Below are 25,711 nucleotides of genomic sequence, written 5' to 3'. Positions count from 1 at the left end.
GGGAATCGCGCCAAAAGGCGCGATGGGGGGCAGACAGCCCCCCTGCACCGATCAGCCACACTGCTCCGCAGCGATAGTCAGCGCCTTGGGTAAGGCTGACGCAAAAGCCCCCAAATCCGCGGATTCACCGCAGCTGATCCGAATACACCGGTTCTGAGGCGCCGCGAAGGGCATTCGCACGAACACCCCTTGTACCACCAGCGCATCCAATACCGCTTTGGCGAACGCCCCATCGCGCCCGCAATCAATGGCGACGAAGTTGGTGGCCGAAGGCAGCGGAGTCAGGCCGTTCTCACGCGCGACTTGGGCAATCCTGTCGCGCGCACCTGATATCTTGCCCTGCACCTTCTGCAACCATTCTTGATCCTGCAACGCCGCCAAGGCCCCGGCTTGCGCCGCGCGATTCATGCCAAAATGGTTGCGCACCTTGTTGAACGCCGAGATCAACTCCGGCGCACCGATGGCATAGCCCACCCGCGCTCCGGCCATGCCGTAGACCTTGGAAAACGTCCGCATCCGGATCACGCGCGGATCATCCGCCGCAACCGGCGCAGCGGTCCCCTCGGGCGCACACTCCACGTAAGCTTCGTCCAAAACCAACAGGCATCCGTCCGGCAAAGCCTCCATCGCCGCAACAATGTCAGCGCCCGAATGCCAACTGCCCATCGGGTTGTCGGGATTGGCCAGATAGACCAGCTTGGCATCCACTTCGGCGGCCGTGGCAAACAAGGCTGCCGGGTCCTCGTGATCATCGCGATAGGGAACCTTGTGCACATCGCCGCCGAATCCGGCCACATGATAGTTGAACGTCGGATACGCCCCGTCCGACGTCACGACCGCATCACCGGGGCCAACAAGCAATCGCACCAGATAGCCCAGCAACCCGTCAATACCCTCACCCACCACGATGTTTTCGGGTGCAACCCCATGATGGACGGCGAGGGCATGGCGCAGATCGTGGTTCTCGGGATCGCCATACATCCAGATATCTTCTGCCGCCCGCTGCATCGCTTTGATGGCGTGCGGCGAGGCGCCAAAGACGCTTTCATTCGCGCCAAGCCGCGCGACAAAGGGCGCGCCGCGCTGGCGCTCCTGCGTTTCGGGGCCGACAAAGGGCACGGTTGCGGGCAAAGATTGCGCAAGCGGGGTATAGCGAGGACCAGTCATGGCTGCAGGTAAGCGCAACCGTGCAATCAGGGCAAGCCTTGCAACGCCGGGCAATCGCCGTCAGGCTGCGCAGCAAATGAGGGAGGCGACATGCGGTATCTGCTTGGATTATTTCTACTTGGCCTTGCATATCTGCTGATCTGGCCCGTCCCGGTCGACCCCGTCGCTCACCAAATGCCCGAACCGCCCGGTTTCACCGGTGAGTTTGCCGAGAACGCGCATCTGGACAAAGCCCAACTGATCTCGTTGCCGGACGGTGAGATCGGACCTGAGGACATTGCGGTGCTGCCAGACGGCGCGATCTATACCACCAGCCAGACGGGCACGCTCTATCGTATCGATGGGGACCAGCCGGTTGCAGTTGATCAACTGGGCGGTCGCCCCCTTGGTCTGCGGGCGGGGCCGGACGGTGCTCTTTACATCGCTGACAGCTTTCGTGGGTTGATGCGCTGGACCGGGCCAGCGACGTTGGAAACACTTGTTTCAGAGATCGATGGTGCACCGGTGATCTATGCCAACAATCTCGACGTGGCGCAGGACGGAACAGTCTATTTCTCGAACTCTACGGATCGGTTCGACCCCGAAACCATGGGCGGGACCAAACCCACTTCGGTTCTCACTATCTGGGAGCAATCGCCCACAGGATATGTCGCTCGCTATGCCCCCGATGGCAGCGCCGAGAAAATCGCCGAAGGTTTCGTCTATACCAATGGTGTCGCCCTTTCGCCGGACGAAGATTTCCTGCTGATTGCCGAAACAGGCCGGGCACGGGTGCACAAACTCTGGCTCACCGGTCCCAAGGCTGGGACGCAAGAGGTTCTGCTCGACAATCTGCCGGGCTATCCCGACAACATAAAGGCGCAGGGCGACGGCACCTATTGGATGGCCTTCGCCAGCCCGCGCGTGCCGTCCGAGGTGCTGATGCCTTACCCTTTCCTGCGCAAGGTGATCTGGCGATTGGGCCCGATGGTGCGCCCCGCGCCGATCCATCGGGGAATGCTGGTTCAGTTCGATGGCGATGGGACTATTCTGCGGACCCTTCAGGATCCCGATGGGCGTCTGGGGATCACCACGGCGGGCCAGATCGTCGGCGATCAGTTCTACGTCATGACGCTGGACTCGCCATGGTTCGGGCGTATCCCTGTCGCTGATCTGCCCTGACGTCGCGGTGGCGCTTGGGCCAGCGGTCTGGCAGGGTTGGCGCAACACAGCTGTCCGGAGGTCCCCATGTCTCGCGTTTCCATCGAATACAAAGATCACATCGCCCATGTCACGCTGACACGTGGCGACAAGATGAACGCGCTGGATGATGCGATGATCAAGGCGATCCTGTCGGCGGGGCAAGAGGTCGCCGCCGCCGATATCCGCGCCGTTGTGCTGTCGGGCGAGGGCAAAAGCTTTTGCGCCGGGCTGGATATGGCCAGCTTTGCGAGCATGGCCCACACCGACCCGACCGAATGGCTGATGACCCGCAGCTATGAGGATGCCAATGAGATGCAAGAACTGGCCTTGATTTGGCGGCGCGTTCCGGTTCCGGTGATCTGCGCCATTCAGGGCGTGGCCTATGGTGGAGGTCTGCAGATCGCGCTGGGTGCCGATATCCGCATCGCGCATCCCGAGGCCAAGCTGGCGGTGATGGAGATGAAATGGGGCATCATCCCCGACATGGGCGGCATGGTGCTGCTGCCCGAGCTCGTGCGCTCGGACGTGCTGCGCCTGCTGACATATACCGCCCGTCCCATCGGCGCACCGCAGGCTGCGGATTGGGGGCTGGTGACGAAGCTGTCGGATGATCCCCTGACCGAAGCGCTGGCATTGGCCGAAGATATTGCAGGCAAAAGCCCTTCGGCCATTCGGGCGGCCAAGCGGCTGATCGACGTGGCCGAAACCCGCAACCGCGCCGATGTTCTGATGGCTGAGTCCTCGGAACAGGTGGACCTGATCGGCAAGCCGGATCAGATGGAGGTCGTCATGGCGCAGATGCAGGGCCGCAAGCCCGAGTTCAAATAGTCACCGCATGAACGCCCGCCGCGCATCGCGGGCCATGTTGTACTGCATCTCAAGATCAGCGATTTTTGCCATCGCGGCCTTGCGCTCCTCTGCCTTGGTCAGCGTGGCATAGTCCTTACGCGCCGCGTCCAGCTGTTTCTTGATGTCGAACTCTTCGGGCAACACGCCTGCCTGCGCCATGATCCGGTGACCGGCGGCAATGGCCGGATCGCTTTGCGCCTCGCCCGAGCGGTCTGGCAGGGGTGCGCCTTCGCCTTCAAGGCCTTCCAACTGGCCCTCGGCCTGCGCCTTTTTGATCTGGCGTTCCACCAGTTTTCCAAGCGATCCGAACATGCCTCTATCTTACCGATTAGGGTCACAAGGCGAAAGGGATCAGCGTATTCTGTTGGTCGCAAGATACGCGATGCCGCCAGCAAGAAGCCCCCAGACCGCTGCCCCCAGCCCAAAGACAGTAATGCCGGATGCGGTGATGGCCAGCGTCAGGATTGCCGCCTCGCGTTCGGCTGGCACGTCCAGCGCGGCGTGCATGGAGTTGGCCATCACGCCGATCAGCGCGACCCCGGCCAGCGTGCCCATCAGCAAAGGATCAGCATGAGCGGCAAAGCCAGTGATCGCCACCGCAAAGACGCCGAACAGGCAGTAAAATACCCCGCCCATGATTGCGGACCAATAGCGCAGAGCCGGATCGGGATGGCTGTCCTCATTCGAACACATCGCGGCGGTGATGGCGGCCAGACAGGTCGCGGGTGCTCCAAACGGGGCGGACAGAAGGCTCGCGCCGCCAACGGCTGAGAACAGCTTGCCCGGAGCAGGAGAGAACCCAAAGCTGCGCAAGACAGCAACGCCCGGGATATTCTGCGTTGCCATGGTGACGATGAACAATGGCACGCCGATGCCGATAGCGGATGCGACCGAGAGCGTCGGTGTGGTCCAGACCGGGGCCGCGATCAGGCGGTCTGGCATCAGTTGCGCCTCTCCGGCGTTCAAGGGCACAACGAGGGCAGCGCCAACAACGGCTGCCGGGACAGCAAAGAAGCGGTTGAACCGACCCGCGATGAACCATGTCAGGATCACCGGCAGGGCCTGCCACGGGACCTCGATCGCCGCCTTGAAAGGCACAAGGCAGAGCGGCAACAGCACCCCCGCCAGCATCGCTTGCGCCAGCGTTGTGGGGATCGCCGCCGCCAGCCGACCGAGCGGTTTCCACCAGCCCGCGAGAACAGTCAGCGCCCCTGCGGACAGGAAAGCTCCGATAGCTGCGGAATAGCCTTCGACCGGGGCGGTAGAGACGGCCAGCAGAGCGGCTCCGGGGGTGGACCAGGCGACACTGATCGGCATTTTGTAGCGCAGGCTGAGGATGATGGCCGCAAGCCCCATGGCAATCGCCGCACTCATCAAGCCCGAGGCGGCTTGGGCCGGTGACGCGCCCATTGCGCCCAGCCCTTGCAAGACGATGGGAAAGGAACTGAAGAACCCAACGATGGCGACCACCAGACCGGTTGAGATGGTCTGCATTGGGGGAAGCGGGGCATCAAACTGGGTCATGTGCCTGTGCTAACAACCGCCCGTGCGGGTGAACAGGGTAAAACTCTGGTAGGGCACGAAAAACCCCGCCGTCAGTTTGTGCGGCGGGGTTTGGGATTTGAGTATTTATGAAAAGATGAAGATCAGGCGATTTCGGCCAGACGAGCGAGGGCTTCGTTCAGTTTCGCCTCTTCTTCCTCGCGGGCGGCGAGGTTGGCTTTGGCTTCCTCAACCACCTCTTCCGGGGCCGAGGCCACGAATTTGGGGTTGTTCAGGCGCCCGCGCAACCCGCCGAGTTCCTTGGCCAGTTTGCCCTTGGCTTTCTCCAGCCGTTCCTTTTCCGCGCCGATGTCGATGATATTGGCCAGCGGCAGGCCGAAGGATGCGCCGGGGGCGGCGATCGAGATGGTGCCCTTGGGCAGCGCGTCCGCTTTGGTCAGGCTGTCGATCCGGGCGAGGCGTTTGATCAGCGCCTCGTTGCGGTCCCATGCGGCCTGGCCGTTGGTGTCGATCTCGGTCACGATCATAGGCACATAGAGGCCCGCCGGAACCCGCATCTGCGCGCGGGCTGAGCGGGTGTTTTCGATGACCGAGATCACCCAGTTCATCTCACGATCTGCATCCGCGTCGATCAGGTCGGCGGCGGCGTAGGTGGGCCAGTCGGCGTGGACGATCATCTTGGCGCGGTCGCCGGTCAGGCCCCAGAGTTCCTCGGTGATGAAGGGCATGATCGGGTGCAACAGGACCATACACTGATCCAGAACCCAGCGCATGGTGGCGCGGGTCTCGGCCTGTGCCTCGGCGTCGTCGCCTTGCAGCAGGGGTTTCGAAAGCTCGACATACCAGTCGCAGACCTTGCCCCAGACAAAGGCATAAAGCCCGTTGGCGGCATCGTTGAAACGATAGCTTTCCAGCGCCGCGTCGACCTCGGCCCGCACGCGGGCGGTTTCGCCGATGATCCAGCGGTTGACCGCGGCTTTGGGCTTCAGGTCTGCCACGTCCAGTTGCGGCACGGCGTCGGTGAAGACCTCGTTCATCTCGGCAAAGCGGACGGCGTTCCACAGCTTGGTGCCGAAGTTGCGATAGCCGGTGATCCTGTCGCGCGACAGTTTCAGCACACCGCCAATCGCCGCCATCGAGGCGTTGGTAAAGCGCAGCGCGTCGGCACCGAATTCGTCCACGATCTCTAGCGGGTCGATGACGTTGCCGGTGGTCTTGGACATCTTCTTGCCCTTCTCGTCGCGGACAAGCTGGTGCAGGTAGACGGTGTGGAACGGGATCTGATCGACCACGGCCAGTTGCATCATCATCATCCGCGCGACCCAGAAGAACAGGATATCCGCGCCTGTGATCAGAACATCCGTGGGGAAGTAGCGTTCCAGTTCCTCGGTCTGCTCGGGCCAGCCCAGCGTGCCGATGGGCCAGAGGCCGGAGGAGAACCACGTGTCGAGGACGTCGGGGTCGCGGGTGAGTTGCACAAACTTGCCAGTTGATACAAGTTTCTCCCTCTTTTCGTTGAAGATAGGGAAGCCTGCTTTGTCGCCGAACCTGTATGCAGGAAGTCTGTCAGATGGTTCGCGGTTTTCATCCAAGCCATCAAAGTAGAAACCAATGTCAACATCGGACCCGTAGTATTTCTGTGCTTGCAGATAGATTGATGTTTCAGTTGGTCCGACGAATAGTTTGCCAGCCGACAGGTTGTTTACTGTTCTACCTGTGTCGCCTGGGCAGGCAGCTAGCTCTTCTTTGGTTGGCCCATACCAAACCGGAATTTGATGCCCCCACCACAGCTGGCGCGAGATGCACCACGGCTCGATGTTTTCCAGCCAGTGGTAATAGGTCTTCTCGCCCGACTCGGGGATGATCTTGACCGTGCCGTCCTTGACCGCATCCAGCGCTGGGCCAACGATCTTTTCGGCGTCGACGAACCACTGGTCGGTGAACATCGGCTCGATCACAACTTTTGAACGATCACCGAAGGGCTGCATGATCGGTTTGCTCTCGACCAGAGGCACCAGCGCTGCCGGGTCGTCATCCTCACCCAGCCTCACACCCAGACGCGGATCATCCGCGCGGGTCATCACGGCGAGGCCGTCCGCGGTGATCTCTTCCACCACCTTCGCGCGCGCCTCGAACCGGTCGAGCCCGCGCAGGTGATCGGGGATCAGGTTGATCGCGTCGATCTCGTTCTCGGTGAATTCACGCCCACGCGCATATTCCTGCGCCTTGTCGGCCTCTTCGGCATAAGGCGCGCCGTCGGCCCGCATCGCACCTTTGGTGTCCATCAGGCGGTACATCGGAATGCCGCCGCGCTTGGCGACCATGTTGTCGTTGAAGTCATGCGCGCCGGTGATCTTCACCGCGCCCGAGCCGAAATCGGGATCGGGATACTCATCCACAATGATCGGAATCTGACGGCGATGCTCTTTCGGACCAACAGGGATTTCGCAGAGCTTACCGACGATTGGCGCATAGCGTTCATCCGACGGATGAACCGCAACCGCGCCATCACCCAGCATGGTTTCGGGGCGTGTCGTGGCGATGGAAATATAGTCCCGCTCCTCGCGGAAAATCACATTCCCATCTTCATCTTTTTCCAAATACTCATATGTCTCACCGCCCGCCAAGGGGTACTTGAAATGCCACATATGACCGGCGACTTCGACATTCTCGACCTCCAAATCCGAGATCGCGGTCTCGAAATGAGGGTCCCAGTTGACCAGACGCTTACCGCGATAGATCAGACCTTTCTCGTACATATCGACGAAAACCTTGATCACCGCGTCGTGAAAATTCGCAGAATTTTCGTGGCCCGTGCGCGGATCACCCGCCGCACCAGCCATGGTAAAGGCATTACGCGACCAGTCACAGGACGAGCCCAGACGCTTCAACTGCTCGATGATCGTGCCGCCGTATTCGCCCTTCCATTCCCAAACCTTCTCAAGGAATTTCTCACGCCCCAACTCACGTCGACCCGGCTGTTGGGTCTGCATAAGCATCTTTTCCACCTGCATCTGCGTGGCGATGCCCGCGTGGTCCTGCCCGGGCTGCCAGAGCGTGTCGAACCCGCGCATCCGGTGCCAGCGGATCAGGATATCCTGCAGCGTGTTGTTGAACGCGTGCCCCACATGCAAAGCACCCGTCACGTTGGGCGGTGGGATCATGATGGTAAAGCTCTCGTCGCGCGAGCGGTTCGCGCCGGCCTTGAAGGCTCCGGCCTGTTCCCAGGCCTCGTAGATGCGGGCCTCGGCCTCGGCCGCGTTGAATGTCTTTTCCATCGCCATGGGGTGCGTCCTGCGTCATCAATCCTTGATCAGCGCCTGCAATAACGAATGCGTGCCGGAAGGGGAAGGGTCTGCGCGCGCACTGGACAACGAAGTCCTGCAGCCTAATCTCGCCCCTGACGCAGCCCAAAGGATTACCCCATGGAAAAGTTCGGCAAAAGCCAACCCGTCAAACGAACCGAAGACCTGCGGTTTCTGACCGGGCGCGGCCAGTACATGGATGATACGGTGCCCGAAAACGCGCTGCACGTGGTCTTTTTCCGCAGCCAGGTGGCGCATGGTGAAATCACGGCGCTTGATCTTGAGGCCGCGCGGGCAGCGGATGGCGTGCGGCTGGTGATGGCGCTGGAAGATCTGCAGGCAACGGGCATCGATACTGTGATGAACGGGGCGACGGTTCCGAACAGAGATGGCTCACAGGCCGCCGCGCCGGAGCGTCACATGCTGGCCAGCAAACGGGTGCGCTTTGTGGGTGAGCCGGTCGCGATTGTGGTGGCCGAGACGCAGGCACAGGCTCGCGATGCCGCCGAACTGATCTGGATGGAGACCGAGGATCTGCCCGTCAAGCTGGACGTGGACGCGGGCGGCGAGACGCTGCATCCCGAAGCCCCCTACAACCGCGCCTTTGACTGGGGCCTGGGCGACGAGGCCGCGACCGACGCTGCCTTTGCCTCTGCCGCCCGGACCGTCTCGCTGAACGTGGTTGATAACCGGGTCATCATCACCTCGATCGAGCCGCGCGGGTGCCAGGCCAGTTGGGCGGATGGACGGCTGCATTTTTCCTATGGCGGGCAGGGGGTCTGGGCTATGCGGGCGCAACTGGCGCAGAAGCTCAAGCTTGAGACGGAAGATATCCGCGTCACCACCCCGGATGTGGGCGGTGGGTTCGGCATGAAGGTGATGCCGTACCCCGAGTATTTCTGCACTGCCGTCGCCGCCATGAAACTGGGACAGCCGGTTCACTGGATGTCCGACAGGTCCGAGGCGATGCTGTCCGATCACCATGGCCGTGACCTGATCTCGGTGGCGGAACTGGCCTTTGATGCGGATCACCGGATCACTGCCTATCGCGTGCACAGCAAGGTCAATCTGGGTGCCTATAACAGCCATTTCGGACAGGCAATCCAGACCAGCCTGTTCAGCAAGGTTCTGATGGGGGTGTATGACGTCCAGACCACCTATCTGCGGGTCGAGGGGTTCTATACGAACACCACTCAGGTTGACGCCTATCGCGGCGCTGGACGCCCTGAGGCGATCTATGTTCTGGAACGTGTTATTGATCGCGCGGCGCGCGAGCTGGATGTCGACCCGTGGGAGTTGCGGCGTAAGAACTTCATCCGGCCCGCCGACTTCCCCTACACGTCGGCCACCGGCGAAACCTATGATGTTGGCGATTTCGACATGGTCCTCAGCCGCGCTGCCAGCCAGACCAGCGGCTTTGCCGCCCGCAAGGCCGCGGACGCAGCGCGTGGCCTGATCCGGGGGCAGGGCCTCTGTTACTATATCGAAAGCATTTTGGGTGACCCTTCCGAAAACGCCAAGGTTGAATTTTGCGAAGATGGCACCGTGAAGCTCTATGTTGGCACCCAATCGAACGGGCAGGGGCATGAGACGGTCTATGCCCATTTCCTGTCCGACCAGACTGGCATTCCGATGGATCGGATTACGGTGATACAGGGTGATACGGACAAGCTGGCGCATGGCGGTGGCACGGGGGGCTCACGCTCGGTCACGGTGCAAAGCACGGCGACGCTGGCCACCATCGACACCATGATTGCCGCATTCACGCCATATCTTGCGGACAAGATGGGGGTCGAGGACGATGACGTGCATTTTGATCATGAGACATTCCGGGCACCCGGCTCGAACCTGACACCAACCTTGACCGAAGCGGCGGAAATGGCGCGTGCAGACGGGCGCATGGATTTGCTGCAGCACGAAGCCCGCGCCAACCTGGATGCACGCAGCTATCCCAACGGTGCCCATGTTGCCGAAGTCGTTATCGATTCTTACACTGGTGAAACATGGGTCGATCGCTACACCGTCGTGGATGATTTTGGCAATCTTATCAACCCAATGCTGGCCGAAGGGCAGGTTCACGGCGGGGTGGTTCAGGGCATAGGTCAGGCCCTGACCGAGCATGTGGTGCATGATGAACACGGCCAACTGCTCACGGCTTCGTTGATGGATTACGCCTTGCCGCGCGCCGCTGAGATACCCATGATTAAGTTTACCTCGGCGCCGGTGCCGTCAACGTCCAACCCGATGGGGATGAAAGGATGTGGCGAGGCCGGCACGGTGGGCGCGCTGGCCGCGGTGGCAAACGCGGTTCAGGATGCGCTCTGGGATCACGGGGTGCGGCAGGCGGATATGCCGTTCACACCCCTTAAAGTATGGGAGTTGCTGACACATGGGTCTGTCGCGGCTGAGTAGAAAGGTACTGGGATGGCTTGGGCGGCCTCTGCGGTCCGAGCACTCGGGTGAAACGCGCCACCGCGAACCCATCAGCCACGTCATCATTCTGGACGGCACCATGTCCACGCTGGAGCCGGGCCGCGAAACCCATGCCGGGCAGACCTTCCAGCTGTGCTGCGAGATGGGCAGCAAAGTCTCGGTCTTTTATGAGGCCGGGGTGCAATGGGAAAGCTGGAAATCCTCGCTGGATGTTATGATGGGCCGGGGCATCAACCGTCAGATCCGCCGCGCTTATGGTTATCTGGCCTCGCGTTACAAACCCGGCGACAAGATTTTCTTCATCGGCTATTCACGCGGCGCTTATGGGGTGCGCAGCCTTGCGGGTGTGATCGACATGATCGGCCTGCTCAAGGCAGAACACGCGACCGAGCGGAATATCCAGCAGGCGTATCGCCACTATGAATGCAACGCCAGCGGCACCGCCGCAGCCGCGTTCCGCAGGCAGTTCTGCCATGAGGATGTCGCCATCGAAATGGTCGGTGTCTGGGACACGGTCAAGGCGCTGGGCCTGCGCCTGCCGCTGCTGTGGCGCTGGGCCGAGGAACGCCACGCCTTCCACAACCACCAGCTTGGCCCCGCCACCCGCCACGGCTATCACGCCATGGCACTGGACGAGACCCGCGAGGTGTTCGAGCCGGTGCTGTGGAAATGTACCCCCGATTTCAAGGGCCATGTGGAACAAGTCTGGTTCCGCGGCACCCACGGCGATGTCGGAGGCCAATTGAACGGCTTCGAAGAGGCCCGCCCCCTCAGCAACATCTCGCTGATCTGGATGCTGGACAAGGCCGAACTGCACGGGTTGCCCCTGCCCGAAGGCTGGCGCGACCGCTTCCCGACCGACACCCACGCGCGCTCGGTCGGTACATGGCGCGGCTGGGGCAAGATTTTCCTGCTGCGCAAGCACCGGAAGGTGGGGCGGGACAGGTCCGAGCGTCTGCATGTATCGGTTTCGCCGGATGAACTGCCGGGGTGGGTGCCGATGCCGGATTTGCCGTCGCACCCGGCGCAGTAGGGGTCAGTTTGGAACGCAGACCTCGCGGACAGTTATGATCAATGCATCTGGGCGTTCAACCAGATCGAACCTCCATCTTCTTGGAGACCAGTTATAGATGCGCTGCTCATCAGGGTGATCGACGATCATCAGACCGTGAAAGTACCATTCCGACGTGGATTTATAGCCTGTTGCCGTGGTGTAGAAAGAGAATCCACGTAGTTCGTGCAGGTCCTCGATTGGAGAACTCTCCGAGTGTTCGGCGATGCAATAGGGTGATCCATCCGCTATGACCCGCGCCTGCACAAGTATCATTGGGACCGTCAACAACGACCAGAGCGCAGCAATGGTCGCTGCTGCAATTCCCAGCTTCGCTTTCTGCGACGGACACGGTTTGCCATATTGACCCGACCAAATGGCAAAGCTGGACGCCACGGAAATCGTCAACATGACGCCATGCAAAAGCTGGGTCGTGGAGGCCAGCGAAAAAACGCCAGATGCCAAGGTCAGGATCACGCCAGCGACAACCGAGATCACGACAAACACTCGGGCGAGCATTGCCGGTATCACGCGCATCCCCAGCAATGCGCACCCGGCCAAAATCAATGGCACGGCAGGTGCGAGCCACGCACATAGATACATTAACTGTATAAAGATGGACCGCGACCTACCGAACCGATCAGGTTCGAAAACCGATCCATCCAAGGGCTGCATATAGGCTAAGAAAACCAAGGCAGCGTAGATGCAGAACAAAACTGAATATTTCAATCTGGGCTTAATAGGAAAATCTCAGATCAAATTTGTTTTGAGAGTCTGGCCATTTGCCTCAAGCTCATGGCCAGCCATGTCGTGGTTCCGTTCGATGGCAAAAAACGCAGCACTAAAAATAACGTTCTGCGTCAGATGCTTGCTTACCGCCGCCGATCCCGGCGCGAACTCATCGGCTGGAACGCCACACCCACATGCGCCTCGCAATAGGGCTTGCCGGCCTCAACCGGCAGGCCGCAGAACCAGAAATCCTCGGTCGCGGGGTCGCCGACGGGCCATTTACAGGTTTTCTCGGTCAGTTCCATAAGCGTCAGCTTCTTGGCTTTCTTTTCGACCTCGTTGACCTTGGCCAAAGCCTCAGGGCTGATCTCGTTGGCCGAGGGCTGCGGTGGCAGCGGCTGGCCGGCGGGGATGATCTGGCGGCGAGCCGGGGTGGCTGGTTTGGCCTCAGGTGCGGGTGCAGGGCGCGCCGGTTCGGTTTTGGGTGCGGGTTTGGGTTTGGCCTCGGCCTTGGGGGCTGGGGCCGGTTTCTCCTTGGGCTCGGCCTTGGCAGGGCTTGCGCCGGTGGCGCGGTTCGACAAGCCCAGACGGTGGACCTTGCCGATCACCGCGTTGCGGGTCACGCCGCCCAGTTCCTTGGCGATCTGGCTGGCCGACTGGCCCTCGCCCCACATCTTTTTCAGCAGCTCTACACGCTCGTCAGTCCAGGACATCATTTGCCTTTCAAAAGCGGAAAGCGGCCCCGGATTCGGGCCGCCTTGGGAATTCATCTCAGCGCCCTATTCTAATCACTGCGGGCCGAGTTACAAGCGGTCATCGAATCAGGTATGGGGCAGACATGCAGAATCTTGTGGATGAGAACACGCGTCGGTTCGGCGCGATCAACTGGATGGGCCTTTACACGCTGGCGCAGCGCGAGACGCAGCGCTTTCTGGCGGTCTGGACGCAAACCCTGCTGGCCCCGCTGGTCACGGCGGGCCTGTTCCTGCTGATCTTCAACATCGCCATCGGCCCCAGCCGGTCAGACGTGATGGGCGTGCCGTTCCTGACCTTCCTTGCGCCGGGCATCATGATGATGACGGTGATCCAGAACGCGTTTGCCAACACCTCGTCCTCGATGGTGATTTCCAAGGTGCAGGGCAACATCGTCGACACGCTGATGCCGCCGCTGTCGCCGCTGGAAATCCTGCTGGGCTATCTGGCAGGCGGGATCGCGCGCGGGGTCCTGATCGCACTGGTCGTCGCCATCGCGCTGGCGCTGGTGCTGGGCATCGTGCCGCAGAACCCTCTGATCGCATTGATCTTCGTGGTATTGGGCGGCGCGTTCATGGGCGCACTGGGCCTCTTTGCCGGGATATTTGCGAACAAGTTCGACCAGATGGCGGCGATCACCAATTTCATCGTCACGCCTTTGGCGTTTCTGTCGGGCACCTTCTATTCGGTTCAGGCATTGCCGCCCGTGCTGAACCGCCTGAGCCATGTGAACCCGGTTTTCTATCTGATCGACGGGCTGCGCTATGGCATGATCGGTGTCTCGGACAGCTCGCCTTGGCTGGGGATGGTGATCTGCGCAGGTGCGACGCTGCTGGTGGGCGCGCTGACATGGCAGATGTTGCGCACGGGCTACCGGCTCAAGGCGTAATTGCGGCGATGCAGGGTTCTTTGTTGGCCTGACAGCAGGCGCGGGTTAGGGATTTGGTGTGCAATGACCCATATGGTGCCAGTGTCACGTGTCGAATAGTGAGGGTTGAACAGTGCCAACGCAGGAACTTATCGTCGGCGGAGATTTCCAGTCACCCGGGGTACGGGGTGGGTTTCAGATATTCGATTCCTACGGCAGCTGGACCGGCACCGAGATCGAAGTGGGCCAGGAACAGCTGTATTTCCCGGGCGGGGACCGCACCAACCTTGCTGTCGAGCTTGACGGCACGGACGATGAAATCAGCGTTGTCGAGCAAAGCTTTACCGTGCCCCGCGACAATCAGGGCGCAACGCTCAGCTTTGATATCGGCGCGCGGGTCACAAGCGGCGGCGCGGCAGACCCGGTTCTGGTCGAGGTTCTGGACGACAGCGGCACCGTCATCTTCACTCAGATCGTGACTCCCACAACCGCTGGCAGCTTCGAGACGTTTGAGTTCGAATTCGCCTTTGGCGATGCTGGCGATTATACGCTGCGGTTTACCGAACAGGGGCTCAATAACAGCCTTGGCACGATTCTCGACAATGTCTCGCTGATGGTCTGCTTTGCCGCCGGGACCGGCATTCAGACCCCCAAGGGCGAGGTTCCGGTCGAGGATCTGAAAGTGGGCGATCTGGTCTCGACCATCGAGGGCGTGCCGCAGCCGCTGAAATGGATCGGGTCCCGGAAACTGGGGCCGCTTGACCTGATGCTCAATCCCCGGATGCGGCCGGTTCTGATCCGCAAGGGTGCGCTGGGCGACGGGATGCCGGGGGCCGATCTTGTGGTCTCGCCCCAGCACCGGTTGCTGGTGCGCTCGAAAGTGGCGCAGCGGGTTCTGGGGGATATCGAGGCGCTGGTTCCCGCCAAGAAACTCACCAGCTTGCCGGGGGTCGAGGTGATCGAAAGCTGGGATGCGGTCGAGTATTTCCATTTCGCCCTCGATCAGCACTCGGTCGTCATGGCCCATCAGGCTTATACCGAGTCGCTCTACATCGGGCCCGAGGCGCTGAAGATGCTCAGCCCCGAGGCGGTGGAAGAGTTGAAATTCCTGTTCCCCGATCTCTTCGATGGTCTGGGGGCGGCGACCCCGGCACGCCCGCTGCATTCGGGGGGCAAGCATATCGACAGGCTGTGCCAGCGCCTGATCCAGAACGACAAACCCGTCGTGGATCTTGCCCTATGACGCAGGACCTTTTCTTTGAGACCGCCGGGCCGTTTGTGCTGGATAGTGACCGGAACCTGCTGTCGCTGGCCGGGTTTCTGGCCGACACCCACGGCATCCCCCGCAAGCAGGCGGTGGATGAGATCGAGGCCGCCTATATCCGCGCCGCCGAGGCCGAATATGGGTCCGATTACACGTTCTGGGCGCGGGTCAAACCCGATGGCGCGATCTCTGTGGCGCAGGTGCTCAAGATCGTCGAAGTGATGCAGGATGAACGCCGCGAGGTGGCGCTGGGCGACCTGTCTGACACCCATCCGGATGCAAGGCTCGGCGCATTCATCGTCAACCCGGTTGCGCCGGTACATCCGGCCCACATCGCCGAGTGGTTGCAGCCGCGCCAGACCACGCTCCGGAATGTCCGGGTCGTGGGCCGCTGAACCCGCGATCAGGCCCGCTTGGCCAGCGCCTCTCGCCAGACAAGGATCAGCCCGCCGGTCAGGATGATGGCTGACCCGATAAGGCTGATCCCATCGGGGACCACGCTGAAGACCGCGAAATCATAGAATGCCGCAAAGATCAGTGCCGCATAGCTGATGGGTGCCACAAAGGACGCATCCGCCCGCGCCATGCCGTTGACGAAACAGGCCTGCGCACAGGCCATCAGCACGCCGATCCCCGCCAGCGCCGCCCATTGTGCGGGCGTCGGCCACTGGAACACGAAGCTCACCGCGACCGAGGCGATGGTCAGCCCCATCGCGTTGTTGACCAGCAGGATCTGGATCGGCATCTCCCGGCCCGAGAGCTTTTTGATGAAAATCAGCTCCATCCCGATCGACATCGCGGCGGCCAACGCCAGCAGCGCGGCGGGCTGAAAGCTGTCGGGCGTGGGCCGCAACAGCACCAGCGCCCCCGCCAGCGCCACACCGGCGGCCGTCCAGCGCCACGGGCCGACGCCCTCTTTCAACAGCGGGATCGCCAGCATCATCGCAAAGACCGGGTTCAGGAAGGATATCGCCGTGGCATCGGTCATCGGGATAAACGCGACCGAGGCGAACATCAGCGTGATCCCCATCCAGCCAAAGCTTGTCCGCCCCACATGCAGGCCCCAATGCGGGCGACTCAGCCGTGGGCGCAGAACGCCGACCGCGCTGAGGATCACCAGAAAGGCAAACAGAAACCGTCCGTGACTGATCTGCATCGGATGCAGCGCCGGCCCCAGAGTGTCGGTCCCCAGCGCCTTGGCCAGCAGCGTCGTGCCCGCGATAAAGGCGCTGGCAGCGACAATCAGCAGCGCCGCAAGCGGCGGGTTATGAGCCTTGGCAACGAACATGGCCCAGCGGTGGGGCAGGGCGCGGCAAATGGCAAGCGGGAAATGCCGCGTCTCCCTGAAATTTCCCGCAGGCCGATTTTACGGCTTCCCAGACGGCGCTCGGCCCGCTATACGGCCCGCATGATCAAACGCACACATATCGTCCGACGCCGACGCCTGACCGCGTAACCGGCCCCGTTTGATCCCTTTGCGCCCGGCAAAACGGCGCATTCCCCGCCAAATCAGTTGACGAACCCGGCCCCGGTGTATCACTCACTTGGGCTCAAGCTACGTAAAAAGGATGATCCGATGATCCCGTCCGTTCTGCCGACCTATAACCGCGCGCCCCTGACCTTCGTGAAGGGCGAAGGCGCCTGGCTGACCGAGGCGGATGGCCGACGTTTCCTTGACCTCGGCGCAGGGATTGCGGTGAACGCGCTGGGCCACGCGCACCCGGCGCTGGTTGCGGCGCTGACCGAACAGGCGCACGCGCTGTGGCATGTCTCGAACCTCTACCACATCCCGCAGCAGCAGGCGCTGGCTGACAAGCTGGTGGAACACACCTTCGCCGACACGGTGTTCTTCACCAATTCCGGCACCGAGTCCTGCGAACTGGCCGTGAAAATGGCCCGCAAATACTTCTATGACAAAGGCCAGCCCGAACGGGTCGAGATCATCACCTTCGACGGCTCCTTCCATGGCCGGTCGTCCGCAGGCATCGCCGCCGCCGGGTCCGAGAAAATGACCAAAGGCTTCGGCCCCCTGCTGCCCGGTTTCGTGCACCTGACATTCGGAGACCTCGACGGCGTCACCAACGCCATCACCGACGAAACGGCAGCAATCCTGATCGAACCGGTGCAAGGCGAAGGCGGCATCCGCCCCGTCCCCGACGTGGAACTCAAAGCCCTACGCCAGATCTGCGATGAAAACGGCCTGCTTCTGATCCTTGATGAGGTTCAATGCGGCGTCGGTCGCACCGGCAAACTCTTCGCCCATGAATGGGCTGGCATCACACCCGACATCATGATGGTCGCCAAGGGCATCGGCGGCGGCTTCCCTCTCGGCGCGGTGCTGGCCACCGAAGAGGCCGCCTCTGGCATGACCGCAGGCACCCACGGCTCGACCTATGGCGGCAACCCGCTGGGCTGCGCCGTCGGCTGCGCGGTGATCGATCAGGTCGCCACGCCGGCTTTCCTCGAAGGCGTCAACCGTAAGGCGGGCCTCCTGCGTCAGAAACTCGAGGGTCTGACCGCCGACCACCCGGATGTCTTCGAAGAGGTGCGCGGCACCGGCCTCATGCTCGGCCTCAAGTGCAAGCCCACCAATATCGACGTGGTCAACGCAGGCTACGATAATCAGGTCATCACGGTCCCCGCCGCCGACAACGTCATCCGCCTGCTGCCCCCGCTCACCCTGACCGAGGATGACATCGCCCAGGCCCTGATCCGCCTCGACAAAGCTGCAAAGCAGATCGAGTCCAATCTTGAAACCGCCTGACCCTTCTTCTGTTCAAAAATACTTCGGGTGTGGGGGCTGGCCCCCACGCGACCTTAACCAAAAGCGAAACGATATGAACCACTTCCTTGATATCCACAAAACCGACGCCACCGCCCTGCGGTCCATGATCGACCAGGCCGCCGCGATGAAGCAGGCCCGCCTTGGCCGCCCTAAAGCCGCCCCCGACGACGAACAGCCACTGGCGGGGCGCATGGTCGCACTGATCTTCGAAAAACCCTCGACCCGGACCCGTGTGTCCTTTGACGTCGGCGTCCGGCAAATGGGCGGCGAGACCATGGTGCTGTCGGGCAAAGACATGCAGCTTGGCCATGGCGAAACCATTGCCGACACCGCCCGGGTGATGTCGCGCTATGTCGACATGATCATGATCCGCACCTTTGACGAAACCATCCTGACCGAGATGGCCGAATACTCGGACGTGCCCGTCATCAACGGCCTGACCGACCGCACCCATCCCTGCCAGATCATGGCTGATATCCAGACCTTTGAAGAACACCGCGGCCCCATCGCAGGCAAAAAGGTGGTCTGGACCGGCGACGGCAACAATGTCTGCGCCTCATTCCTGCACGCCGCTGGCCAGTTCGGGTTCGACCTGACTTTCACCGGCCCCGCCCAGTTCGACCCCGAGGATGAATTCATCGGCTTCGCCCGCCAAAAGGGTTCGACCATCGCCATCGAACGCGACCCGTTCAAAGCAGTCGAAGGGGCCGATCTGGTGGTCGCGGATACATGGGTCTCGATGCACGATTCCCAATCCGCCAAGGAACGCCGCCACAACATGCTGCGCCCCTATCAGGTCAACGCCGAGCTCATGTCGCACGCCAAGCCCGACGCCCTGTTCATGCACTGCCTGCCCGCCCACCGCGAGGAAGAGGCCACATCCGAAGTCATGGACGGCCCCAACTCGGTCATTTTTGACGAGGCCGAAAACCGGTTGCACGCGCAAAAGGCGGTGATGCGCTGGTGTCTCGGGGTCTAAAAGGACTTCATTATGCCCCATGTGACTCTGGAATTTTCGCAAGGCATCGAACAAACCCACGATGTTCAGGCGCTCTGCGATCGGCTGTTTGAAGTCTTGGCTGATCATCCGGAATTCGATCCCGAAACGATCAAGATCCGCGCCACCCCGGTCGCGTATTACCGCATCGGCTCCGAGCCCCAGAGCTTTGTCCACGCCACGCTTATGCTTATGCACGGGCGTGACGAGGCCACGCGAACCGCGCTCAACGCCCTTGTTCTCGACGTTCTGGCCACCGCGCTGCCGCAGGTCGGCAGCATCACGGTGCAGGATGTTCAGATGAACCGGGCCTCATATGCCAAACGGCTGGCCGGACCATAACACTCACCCGGCGGCGCATCCAAACTCAGCTGCGCCGCCCCGTCTCCCAGATTCGAAGCCTGATCACCGTCGCTACGCTCGCCAACACGACCAGTACGCACAGCGCCACCTTGGTCATGACCTCCATCGTGCCCTCGATCAGCAGCGCATGCACAACACTGCCCGATATGGTGACAACCGCCAGCACGGCATGGCCCAACTGCCACAAACGAAACCGGACGCCCAGCCGCTGCCGGTAAACCCCCAGCAACACGGCGGCAAGCGCCGCCCACATGGCCGTCACACCCCAGACGGAAAACGGCGTAGGGGATACAAACAGCAGTGCATCCACAACGTCCGGCGGGCTGGTCAGCCACAGCCCGATCACATGCACCACAATCATCGTGATCAGCATCAACCCGCAAGCCCGGTGCCAGCGACGACTGGCCATCGCAGACAGCGGCAACCAACGCCCGGCCAGCAACGGCTGCATCAGCAGCAAGCACATCGCAATGATCCCGGCAAACCCCGCCACAATGTAAATCGGCTGTCGCCACGCCAACAATGGACTGAACGCCGCCGCGATGACCGGCACCAAGACGGCCACGACCAGCGCAGCCCAGATCAGACCATTGCGCAGCACCAAAGTTCAGACAGGCTGCAATACGAAATGCGCGGCTAGCGTCTTGTCCCGTGAACTGGCCATCACGGGCCGCAGGAATACCGTCTCAAACTCGCCGCTGTCATACGCCAGATGCCCATGCGCCTGCCCAAAGGCGGGTACGATCTGCGGCATCTCCAGCCGGAATTCCCCATTGGCGTCGGTCAGCGTCGCCCCATGGCTGCGCTGGTCGCGCTCATGCCCTTCGGTCGTATGCGCCCAGATCTGGATGCGCTGACCGGGCAGGGGGGCTCCGTCACCCGCGCGCCGCACGGTACCGGTCATCCAGAACCCGCCGCCACCGATCCGTTCGACAATCGGCGCGCCGGGGCGATAGTTGTTCGCTCCGCCTCGCATCGTGGGGGTTGGTGCCAGTCCGCTGGCCCGTGCGGGAACCAACAAACCCGAAGCCAGAACCGCGCCGCCCGAGGCGATCAGAGAACGACGCGTAAGCAATGAACCGGTCATGGAACCCTCTTTGTGCGACCTCAACTGTGTCTCAGATATAGCACGCCCCCCGCGCATTCCGAGGTTTCGTAGCGAATTGTGATTTGCTTTGACGCAGGACCAAACCGCTGCAATCCTGATTTCATTCTGCACACCTGCCCGAAAGGTCGCGGACATGGAATCAACAAACCGCATCACACCGGAAGAGATCGCGGCCTTCAGGCGCGACGGGGCCGTGGCCCTGCGATCCAGATTTTCTGACCACTGGCTGACCCGGTTGCGCAACGGCATCGATGCTGACCTCGCCCACCCGACCGAGAATCTCGCGCGGCACACCAAAGACCCCGAGGCCCCGGCTTACATCGAGGATTACTGGGCTTGGAACAAAATCCCGGAGTTCACTGACTTCGTCCATAACTCCCCCTGTGCCTCGCTGGCGGCCCAGCTTTTGGATGCGCCTTCGATCAATCTGGTCATGGACAACTGGTTCCTGCGCGAGGCGGGATCGACCTCGCGCCCGCCTTTCCATCAGGATCTGTCCTATTTCGATTTCGAAGGCACGATGTGTGTGTTGTGGCTACCGCTTGAACCGGTGACCAAAGAAAACGGCATCGCTTTTGTCCGCGGCTCGCATCTTTGGAACAAGCTGTTCATGCGCGTGCGTTTCGCCGATGGGCACCCCAGCTATGCGCCGACCAAGGTTGCCGGCCTGACCTATCATCCGCCCCCCGATGTCAACGCCAACCCCGCGGCCTATGACCTGCTGCAATGGGACATGGAGCCGGGCGATTGCATCTTTTTCGATATGCGCACCCTGCATGGAGGGCTGTCCTCGGTCACGCCAACTGAAACCGTGCGGCGCTTTACGCTGAGGATGACCGCGCCTGATGGCGTAATCCGGTATCGTGGGGATTGGGCCAAGGATGAACGCGCACAATTCGAAGCCCATGGTTACCGCGAAGGGGATCGCATCGAGGGCGCGTTCTTTCCGAAGCTGTGGCCTCGTGACGCTGAGGGGGTGTTCCCTGGCAGGTAATCTGCACGATATATGTGCATTTATGCCGATTACTTTCCGATATTTTGACCTATATCCTGCATAAGTGAACGTAACCTCTTGCCAATGGGAGACGCAGGAATGAGCTGGAACCCGACCCACAATCCCGAATGCCAGTCAGAGAATCCCGCACTCGAGACGTTGATCATCCCCCGTGCCCGCGATCTGGGTGGGTTCGAAGTGCGCCGCGCGCTGCCCTCGGTCAAGCGGCAGCTGGTTGGACCGTTCATCTTCTTTGACCAGATGGGCCCGGCTGAGTTCATCACCGAAGGTGGTATCGACGTGCGTCCGCACCCTCATATCGGCCTTGGCACCGTGACGTATCTGTATCAGGGCGAGTTCGAACATCGTGACAGCATCGGCACCCATCAGATGATCTATCCCGGCGAGGTTAACTGGATGGTCGCCGGGCGCGGCGTGACCCATTCCGAGCGAACCAGCGACGAGACCCGCGCGCGGACCAACAAGCTGTTCGGTATCCAGACATGGATCGCCTTGCCCGAAGCGCATGAGGATATGGCCCCCGATTTCGAGCATCACAAACAGGGCGCGCTGCCCCATATTGAAGACAAAGGCGTCAGCGCGCGCCTGATCCTTGGCTCGGCCTATGGAGAGACCAGCCCTGTGACCATGTTGTCCGAGACGTTCTATCTCGACGTCCAGCTCGATCCGGGCGCGTCCTTTCCGCTGCCCGACAACCACGAAGATCGGGGCGTGTATGTTACCGAAGGGTCAGTCGAGATTGCAGGCGACAGCTTTGATGCAGGGCGCATGATGGTGTTTCGCCCGGGCGACCATCTGGCGGTCAAGGCCGGGCCCTTGGGTGCGCGCCTGATGCTGCTGGGCGGTGCGACTTTGAGCGAAGATCGCTATATCTGGTGGAATTTTGTATCGTCTTCGAAGGAAAAGATCGAACACGCGACCCGCGAATGGAAAACCGCTGATTGGGCAAACGGGGCTTTCCACCTGCCACCGGGGGACGATCAGGAGTTCATTCCGATCTCTGAAGAACTTGAGCGTACTCGTCCGAGGCTGGCGCGCGTCTGACCCTACGTTACGCTGGCCTCCTGCGCTGGTCCCGACGCATCTTTGCTGATTTAGGAGGGGTACGCCATGAAGATTGTCATCGCTGGGGCTGGCAGCATCGGCTGCTATTGCGGTGCATTGCTGGCGGCGGCGGGCCATGGCGTGACGCTGTTGGGGCGTGCCAGGGTTCTCGATCCGATCCGCGCCCAGGGTCTTACGGTGACCGATTTCACCGGGCTGGTCCGAACCATTCCCGCTGATCAGCTTACGCTCACAGAAGACCCTGATTGCCTTAGCCGCGCCGATTTGATCATTGTCACAGTCAAATCCGGCGCGACCGGTCGGATGGCGGAGCTCATCGGGTCTCATGCCCGGGCCGAGGCGGTGGTTCTGTCCTGGCAAAACGGGATGGACAATATCCAGATCCTGCGCGCGGCCCTGTCTGACCACGATACCCGCGCAGGTATGATTCCCTTCAATGTCGTCCCGACCAAGGACGCGCACTACCACCGCGCGACCTCTGGCGAAATCATCATTGAAACCGGTCCTGGTGCTCTGGCCGATCACCTCAGCTCATCCGATCTGCCGGTGCAGGAGAGTGACCGAATTGAGGCGGTGCAATGGGGCAAGCTTTTGATAAATCTCAACAACGCATTGAACGCGCTTTCGGGACTTACGCTGCAGGCACAGTTGCGCGACCGCGATTGGCGCCTCTTGATGGCCGATCAGATGGCTGAGGCCCTGTTGGTTCTCAAGGCCGCTGGCAAGCCCGCCGCCTCTACCACACCGCTGCCTGTCTGGATGACCCCATACATCTTGCGCCTGCCCACGCCTATCTTCACCCGGATCGCGGCCAAGATGTTGACCATCGATCCAGCCGCACGCACCTCGATGGCATATGATCTGATGGCGGGCCGCCCCACCGAGATCGACAGTTTGCAGGGCGAAATCATCCGCCTAAGCCGCTCGTTCGATCTGCCTGTGCCGATCAACCGTCGGGTCGCGGACCTGATACGCCAGTCCCCGAAATCGCCCCTCACGACAGCAGAGATAAGGGCTTAGACCCCTACTTTTTCTCCTTCAAAAAGCATCCGATCGTGAGGCAACGCTTCGCAGGCTTCCAGTGTCAGCCAAATACGGTCAGCACCCAGTAAATCGCTGCTGACATCGCTGCGGCTGCCGGGACGGTCACCACCCAAGCGGCCACGATGGTCATAAAATGCGATCGCCGAACCAGCTTGCGCCGGCGGTGCTCTTCCCGGGCCAAGCGTAACTCGGCCGGGCGCTGGCGATTCGACAGCTTCCACCGGCGATCCGCATGCCATTCCCGATAAAACCCGACGCCAAACACCGCACCCACGGCGATATGTGTCGAACTGACCGGCAATCCCAACCAGCTTGCGACGATCACGGTGATCGCGGCAGAAAGCGCAACGCAGAAGGCGCGCATCGGGTTCAGCTTGGTGATCTGGCTGCCCACCATGCGGATCAGTTTCGGCCCAAACAGGAACAACCCGAAGGAAATCCCGAATGCTCCGATCACCATCACCCAACTTGGGATCGAGACCTTCGCGGCAAAATCTCCGAACTCGGCCGCATGCACAATCGCCGCCAGCGGGCCAACCGCGTTTGCCACGTCGTTGGCCCCATGTGCAAAGCTCAGGAAAGTCGCAGATATCACCAACGGCAACCCGAACAGGGTTTTCAAAGATCGGGTGCGGTTTTCCAATCCTTCAGATTTGCGGCGCACCCAAGGCACCGTCGCGGCCCAGGCCAAACTGCCGGATGCCAGCCCGATAAGCAAAGCCATTTGCAGATCAATTTTGACAATCCGCTTCAATCCCTTGACCGCAAGGTAGGTGGCAAAGGCACCTGCCATCACGGCCACCAGTATCGGCACCCATTTCCGGGCCGCCGCGATTTTGTCGTCCTGATACTGGATTTTCGATTTGATCAGCGCCAGAAACCCTGCAGCGATCACTCCGCCCAGCACCGGAGAGATCACCCAACTGGCCGCAATCGCGCCCATAATGCCCCAGCTTACCGCGCTCAGCCCTGCCGCCGCGATACCTGCGCCCATCACGCCCCCCACCACCGAATGGGTTGTCGAGACGGGCGCGCCGACCCAAGTTGCCAGATTGACCCACAGCGCGGACGAGATCAGCGCCGCCATCATAGCCCAGATGAAAACCTCGCTGTTCTGGACAGAAGCGGGATCGACGATGCCTTTTGAGATGGTCGAGACAACGTCGCCCCCGGCCAGAAGCGCGCCAGCGCTTTCGGCAATGGCCGCGATCAGGATGGCACCGCCCATGGTCAGTGCGTTGGCGCCAACAGCCGGGCCCATGTTGTTGGCAACATCGTTGGCCCCTATGTTGATCGCCATATAGGCGCCGAACGCGGCTGCGGCCGCCACAATCAGCCCACCTTCGGCCTGACCAAACAGCACAGCTGCGGTCAGACCTGCCAAGGCAATGAAGGCCAAAGCAATGCCGGGGGCAAGCATGGGGCGGGCAACGTATGCGTTGGCATGTTCGACGCGCGAAATACGGTGAAGATCACTGTCCAGTGCGTGCCAGCGGGATTTGGGGGTCGTGTCAGACATCTGAAGTGCCGGGGCCTGTTTAGATTGGCTCAGGCCGCTACTCCTTTCATCAAGGGGCGGCAACAGCTGTCATCAATATTTTACAATATTGTTACATCTGCCGAAGCAGATCCTGCAACTCGGGCTCTTGCACCCGCTCTGCAGCGACCCCGGGCGAGACCCAGCAGCGCGTGCGTTGGTCGACTTCGGGATAGTCGTCAGCCAGTTCGCTAACCTCAATATGGTAGACGCTTGTTTGCACCGGCTGGGCCGAGCCATCTTTCAGGATTTTATTGTACGAATATTGGCCAACCGGGTCTTTGCGAACATCCGTCGCGCGCACGCCAGCCTCTTCCCACGCTTCCTGCAAAGCGGTTTCAGCCCCGTCCAGCCCGTCAATTGGCCAGCCTTTTGGGATGATCCAGCGACCGGTATCGCGGCTGGTGATCAGCAGAACCTCATCATCTGCGCCAGAGCTTCGGGTGCACAGTGCTGCAACCTGCACCCGGCTGGGGCGCAGGATCATCGGTCGGGCGACTTCTTCCCAGATATTACGCAGCCATTTCGTCATAGAGCGCCTGTCTGAACCAGATCATTCTTACATTGAGATACTAACTAGTAATGTATACCGCCCGAGACAATATTTCTGTTGGAAATTGGGTGATTTTGACCGAATTAAATGGAATAGGGGTGGGAATGTGACCTTTAAGTCAAGATTTGCGCAGGTTTGGC

At 61.2% G+C, this 25,711-nt stretch carries 24 protein-coding genes; 13 read left to right on the top strand and 11 right to left on the bottom strand.

Annotated elements, in window-relative coordinates; genetic code table 11:
- Positions 1-51: 51 nt before the first annotated feature.
- On the bottom strand, positions 52-1,167 hold the full coding sequence (locus ACR3EN_RS01385; protein ID WP_480819415.1) for a pyridoxal phosphate-dependent aminotransferase: 1,116 nt from the start codon (positions 1,165-1,167) through the stop codon (positions 52-54).
- A gap of 90 nt (positions 1,168-1,257) precedes the next feature.
- Between ACR3EN_RS01385 and ACR3EN_RS01380 the strand changes: the two genes are divergently transcribed.
- Positions 1,258-2,328, top strand: coding sequence for an SMP-30/gluconolactonase/LRE family protein (locus ACR3EN_RS01380; protein WP_480819416.1), 1,071 nt, complete (start codon positions 1,258-1,260; stop codon positions 2,326-2,328).
- Between the two features lie 66 nt (positions 2,329-2,394).
- The gene (locus tag ACR3EN_RS01375) at positions 2,395-3,177 is read left to right on the top strand and encodes a crotonase/enoyl-CoA hydratase family protein (protein ID WP_480819417.1); all 783 of its coding nucleotides are present in this window, start codon (positions 2,395-2,397) and stop codon (positions 3,175-3,177) included.
- Here the strand turns inward: ACR3EN_RS01375 and ACR3EN_RS01370 are convergent, their stop codons facing one another.
- From ACR3EN_RS01370 to ACR3EN_RS01360, 3 genes are all read right to left on the bottom strand, one after another.
- Positions 3,178-3,510 carry a DnaJ family domain-containing protein gene (locus ACR3EN_RS01370; RefSeq protein WP_480819418.1) on the bottom strand — a complete coding sequence of 111 codons (333 nt, stop codon included), beginning with the start codon at positions 3,508-3,510 and terminating at the stop codon, positions 3,178-3,180.
- A gap of 39 nt (positions 3,511-3,549) precedes the next feature.
- Positions 3,550-4,692 carry a benzoate/H(+) symporter BenE family transporter gene (locus tag ACR3EN_RS01365; protein ID WP_480843464.1) on the bottom strand — a complete coding sequence of 381 codons (1,143 nt, stop codon included), beginning with the start codon at positions 4,690-4,692 and terminating at the stop codon, positions 3,550-3,552.
- A gap of 152 nt (positions 4,693-4,844) precedes the next feature.
- Positions 4,845-7,985: a valine--tRNA ligase gene (locus ACR3EN_RS01360; RefSeq protein WP_480819420.1), complete on the bottom strand. Its 3,141-nt coding sequence runs from the start codon at positions 7,983-7,985 to the stop codon at positions 4,845-4,847.
- Positions 7,986-8,126: 141 nt separating this feature from the next.
- Between ACR3EN_RS01360 and ACR3EN_RS01355 the strand changes: the two genes are divergently transcribed.
- Complete coding sequence (locus tag ACR3EN_RS01355; RefSeq protein ID WP_480819421.1) at positions 8,127-10,418, top strand: xanthine dehydrogenase family protein molybdopterin-binding subunit; 2,292 nt, start codon at positions 8,127-8,129, stop codon at positions 10,416-10,418.
- Positions 10,396-11,472 (top strand): DUF2235 domain-containing protein, encoded by a 1,077-nt coding sequence (locus tag ACR3EN_RS01350; protein ID WP_480819422.1) that lies wholly within the window; start codon positions 10,396-10,398, stop codon positions 11,470-11,472. Before ACR3EN_RS01355 ends, ACR3EN_RS01350 begins: the two co-directional genes overlap by 23 nt.
- A gap of 3 nt (positions 11,473-11,475) precedes the next feature.
- On the opposite strand, the gene ACR3EN_RS01345 is transcribed toward ACR3EN_RS01350, so the two are convergent.
- Together ACR3EN_RS01345 and ACR3EN_RS01340 are read right to left on the bottom strand one after the other, a co-directional pair.
- A complete protein-coding gene (locus ACR3EN_RS01345; protein ID WP_480843461.1) occupies positions 11,476-12,027 on the bottom strand; it encodes a hypothetical protein in 552 nt (183 codons plus the stop codon).
- A 335-nt stretch (positions 12,028-12,362) separates the two neighbouring features.
- The gene (locus tag ACR3EN_RS01340) at positions 12,363-12,932 is read right to left on the bottom strand and encodes a GcrA family cell cycle regulator (RefSeq protein ID WP_170671622.1); all 570 of its coding nucleotides are present in this window, start codon (positions 12,930-12,932) and stop codon (positions 12,363-12,365) included.
- A gap of 125 nt (positions 12,933-13,057) precedes the next feature.
- On the opposite strand from ACR3EN_RS01340, the gene ACR3EN_RS01335 reads away from it, so the two are divergent.
- The 3 genes from ACR3EN_RS01335 (at position 13,058) to ACR3EN_RS01325 (ending at position 15,499) form a co-directional block, all read left to right on the top strand.
- Positions 13,058-13,861, top strand: coding sequence for an ABC transporter permease (locus tag ACR3EN_RS01335; RefSeq protein WP_480819424.1), 804 nt, complete (start codon positions 13,058-13,060; stop codon positions 13,859-13,861).
- Between the two features lie 112 nt (positions 13,862-13,973).
- Complete coding sequence (locus ACR3EN_RS01330) at positions 13,974-15,083, top strand: Hint domain-containing protein (protein WP_480819425.1); 1,110 nt, start codon at positions 13,974-13,976, stop codon at positions 15,081-15,083.
- Complete coding sequence (locus ACR3EN_RS01325; protein ID WP_480819426.1) at positions 15,080-15,499, top strand: NusA N-terminal domain-containing protein; 420 nt, start codon at positions 15,080-15,082, stop codon at positions 15,497-15,499. Before ACR3EN_RS01330 ends, ACR3EN_RS01325 begins: the two co-directional genes overlap by 4 nt.
- A gap of 8 nt (positions 15,500-15,507) precedes the next feature.
- Here ACR3EN_RS01325 and ACR3EN_RS01320 read toward each other — a convergent pair whose 3' ends face one another.
- Positions 15,508-16,392, bottom strand: coding sequence for a DMT family transporter (locus ACR3EN_RS01320; protein ID WP_480819427.1), 885 nt, complete (start codon positions 16,390-16,392; stop codon positions 15,508-15,510).
- A 288-nt stretch (positions 16,393-16,680) separates the two neighbouring features.
- Between ACR3EN_RS01320 and ACR3EN_RS01315 the strand changes: the two genes are divergently transcribed.
- From ACR3EN_RS01315 to ACR3EN_RS01305, 3 genes are all read left to right on the top strand, one after another.
- Positions 16,681-17,868 carry an acetylornithine transaminase gene (locus ACR3EN_RS01315; protein ID WP_480819428.1) on the top strand — a complete coding sequence of 396 codons (1,188 nt, stop codon included), beginning with the start codon at positions 16,681-16,683 and terminating at the stop codon, positions 17,866-17,868.
- Between the two features lie 73 nt (positions 17,869-17,941).
- Positions 17,942-18,868, top strand: coding sequence for an ornithine carbamoyltransferase (gene argF / locus ACR3EN_RS01310; RefSeq protein ID WP_480819429.1), 927 nt, complete (start codon positions 17,942-17,944; stop codon positions 18,866-18,868).
- 12 nt (positions 18,869-18,880) lie between these two features.
- Positions 18,881-19,228 carry a 5-carboxymethyl-2-hydroxymuconate Delta-isomerase gene (locus ACR3EN_RS01305; RefSeq protein WP_480819430.1) on the top strand — a complete coding sequence of 116 codons (348 nt, stop codon included), beginning with the start codon at positions 18,881-18,883 and terminating at the stop codon, positions 19,226-19,228.
- Between the two features lie 25 nt (positions 19,229-19,253).
- Here ACR3EN_RS01305 and ACR3EN_RS01300 read toward each other — a convergent pair whose 3' ends face one another.
- Together ACR3EN_RS01300 and ACR3EN_RS01295 are read right to left on the bottom strand one after the other, a co-directional pair.
- Entirely contained in the window at positions 19,254-19,847 is a 594-nt protein-coding gene (locus tag ACR3EN_RS01300) for a ferric reductase-like transmembrane domain-containing protein (RefSeq protein ID WP_480820056.1), read from the bottom strand.
- 9 nt (positions 19,848-19,856) lie between these two features.
- Positions 19,857-20,336 (bottom strand): twin-arginine translocation pathway signal, encoded by a 480-nt coding sequence (locus ACR3EN_RS01295; RefSeq protein ID WP_480819431.1) that lies wholly within the window; start codon positions 20,334-20,336, stop codon positions 19,857-19,859.
- 154 nt (positions 20,337-20,490) lie between these two features.
- Between ACR3EN_RS01295 and ACR3EN_RS01290 the strand changes: the two genes are divergently transcribed.
- The 3 genes from ACR3EN_RS01290 to ACR3EN_RS01280 all read left to right on the top strand — a co-directional run bounded on the left by ACR3EN_RS01290 (position 20,491) and on the right by ACR3EN_RS01280 (position 23,457).
- Positions 20,491-21,351 (top strand): phytanoyl-CoA dioxygenase family protein, encoded by an 861-nt coding sequence (locus ACR3EN_RS01290; protein ID WP_480819432.1) that lies wholly within the window; start codon positions 20,491-20,493, stop codon positions 21,349-21,351.
- Positions 21,352-21,450: 99 nt separating this feature from the next.
- Positions 21,451-22,416 (top strand): pirin family protein, encoded by a 966-nt coding sequence (locus ACR3EN_RS01285; RefSeq protein WP_480819433.1) that lies wholly within the window; start codon positions 21,451-21,453, stop codon positions 22,414-22,416.
- Positions 22,417-22,482: 66 nt separating this feature from the next.
- Positions 22,483-23,457: a 2-dehydropantoate 2-reductase gene (locus ACR3EN_RS01280; protein WP_480819434.1), complete on the top strand. Its 975-nt coding sequence runs from the start codon at positions 22,483-22,485 to the stop codon at positions 23,455-23,457.
- A 64-nt stretch (positions 23,458-23,521) separates the two neighbouring features.
- Here ACR3EN_RS01280 and ACR3EN_RS01275 read toward each other — a convergent pair whose 3' ends face one another.
- A complete protein-coding gene (locus ACR3EN_RS01275) occupies positions 23,522-25,000 on the bottom strand; it encodes an inorganic phosphate transporter (RefSeq protein WP_480819435.1) in 1,479 nt (492 codons plus the stop codon).
- 91 nt (positions 25,001-25,091) lie between these two features.
- Positions 25,092-25,550 carry an NUDIX hydrolase gene (locus tag ACR3EN_RS01270; RefSeq protein ID WP_480819436.1) on the bottom strand — a complete coding sequence of 153 codons (459 nt, stop codon included), beginning with the start codon at positions 25,548-25,550 and terminating at the stop codon, positions 25,092-25,094.
- Positions 25,551-25,711 lie beyond the last annotated feature (161 nt).

The sequence above is a fragment of the Ruegeria sp. G7 genome, from assembly GCF_056535465.1.
The sequence above is the reverse complement of the archived record's forward strand: the minus strand, read 5'-3'. Positions and strand labels throughout refer to the sequence as shown.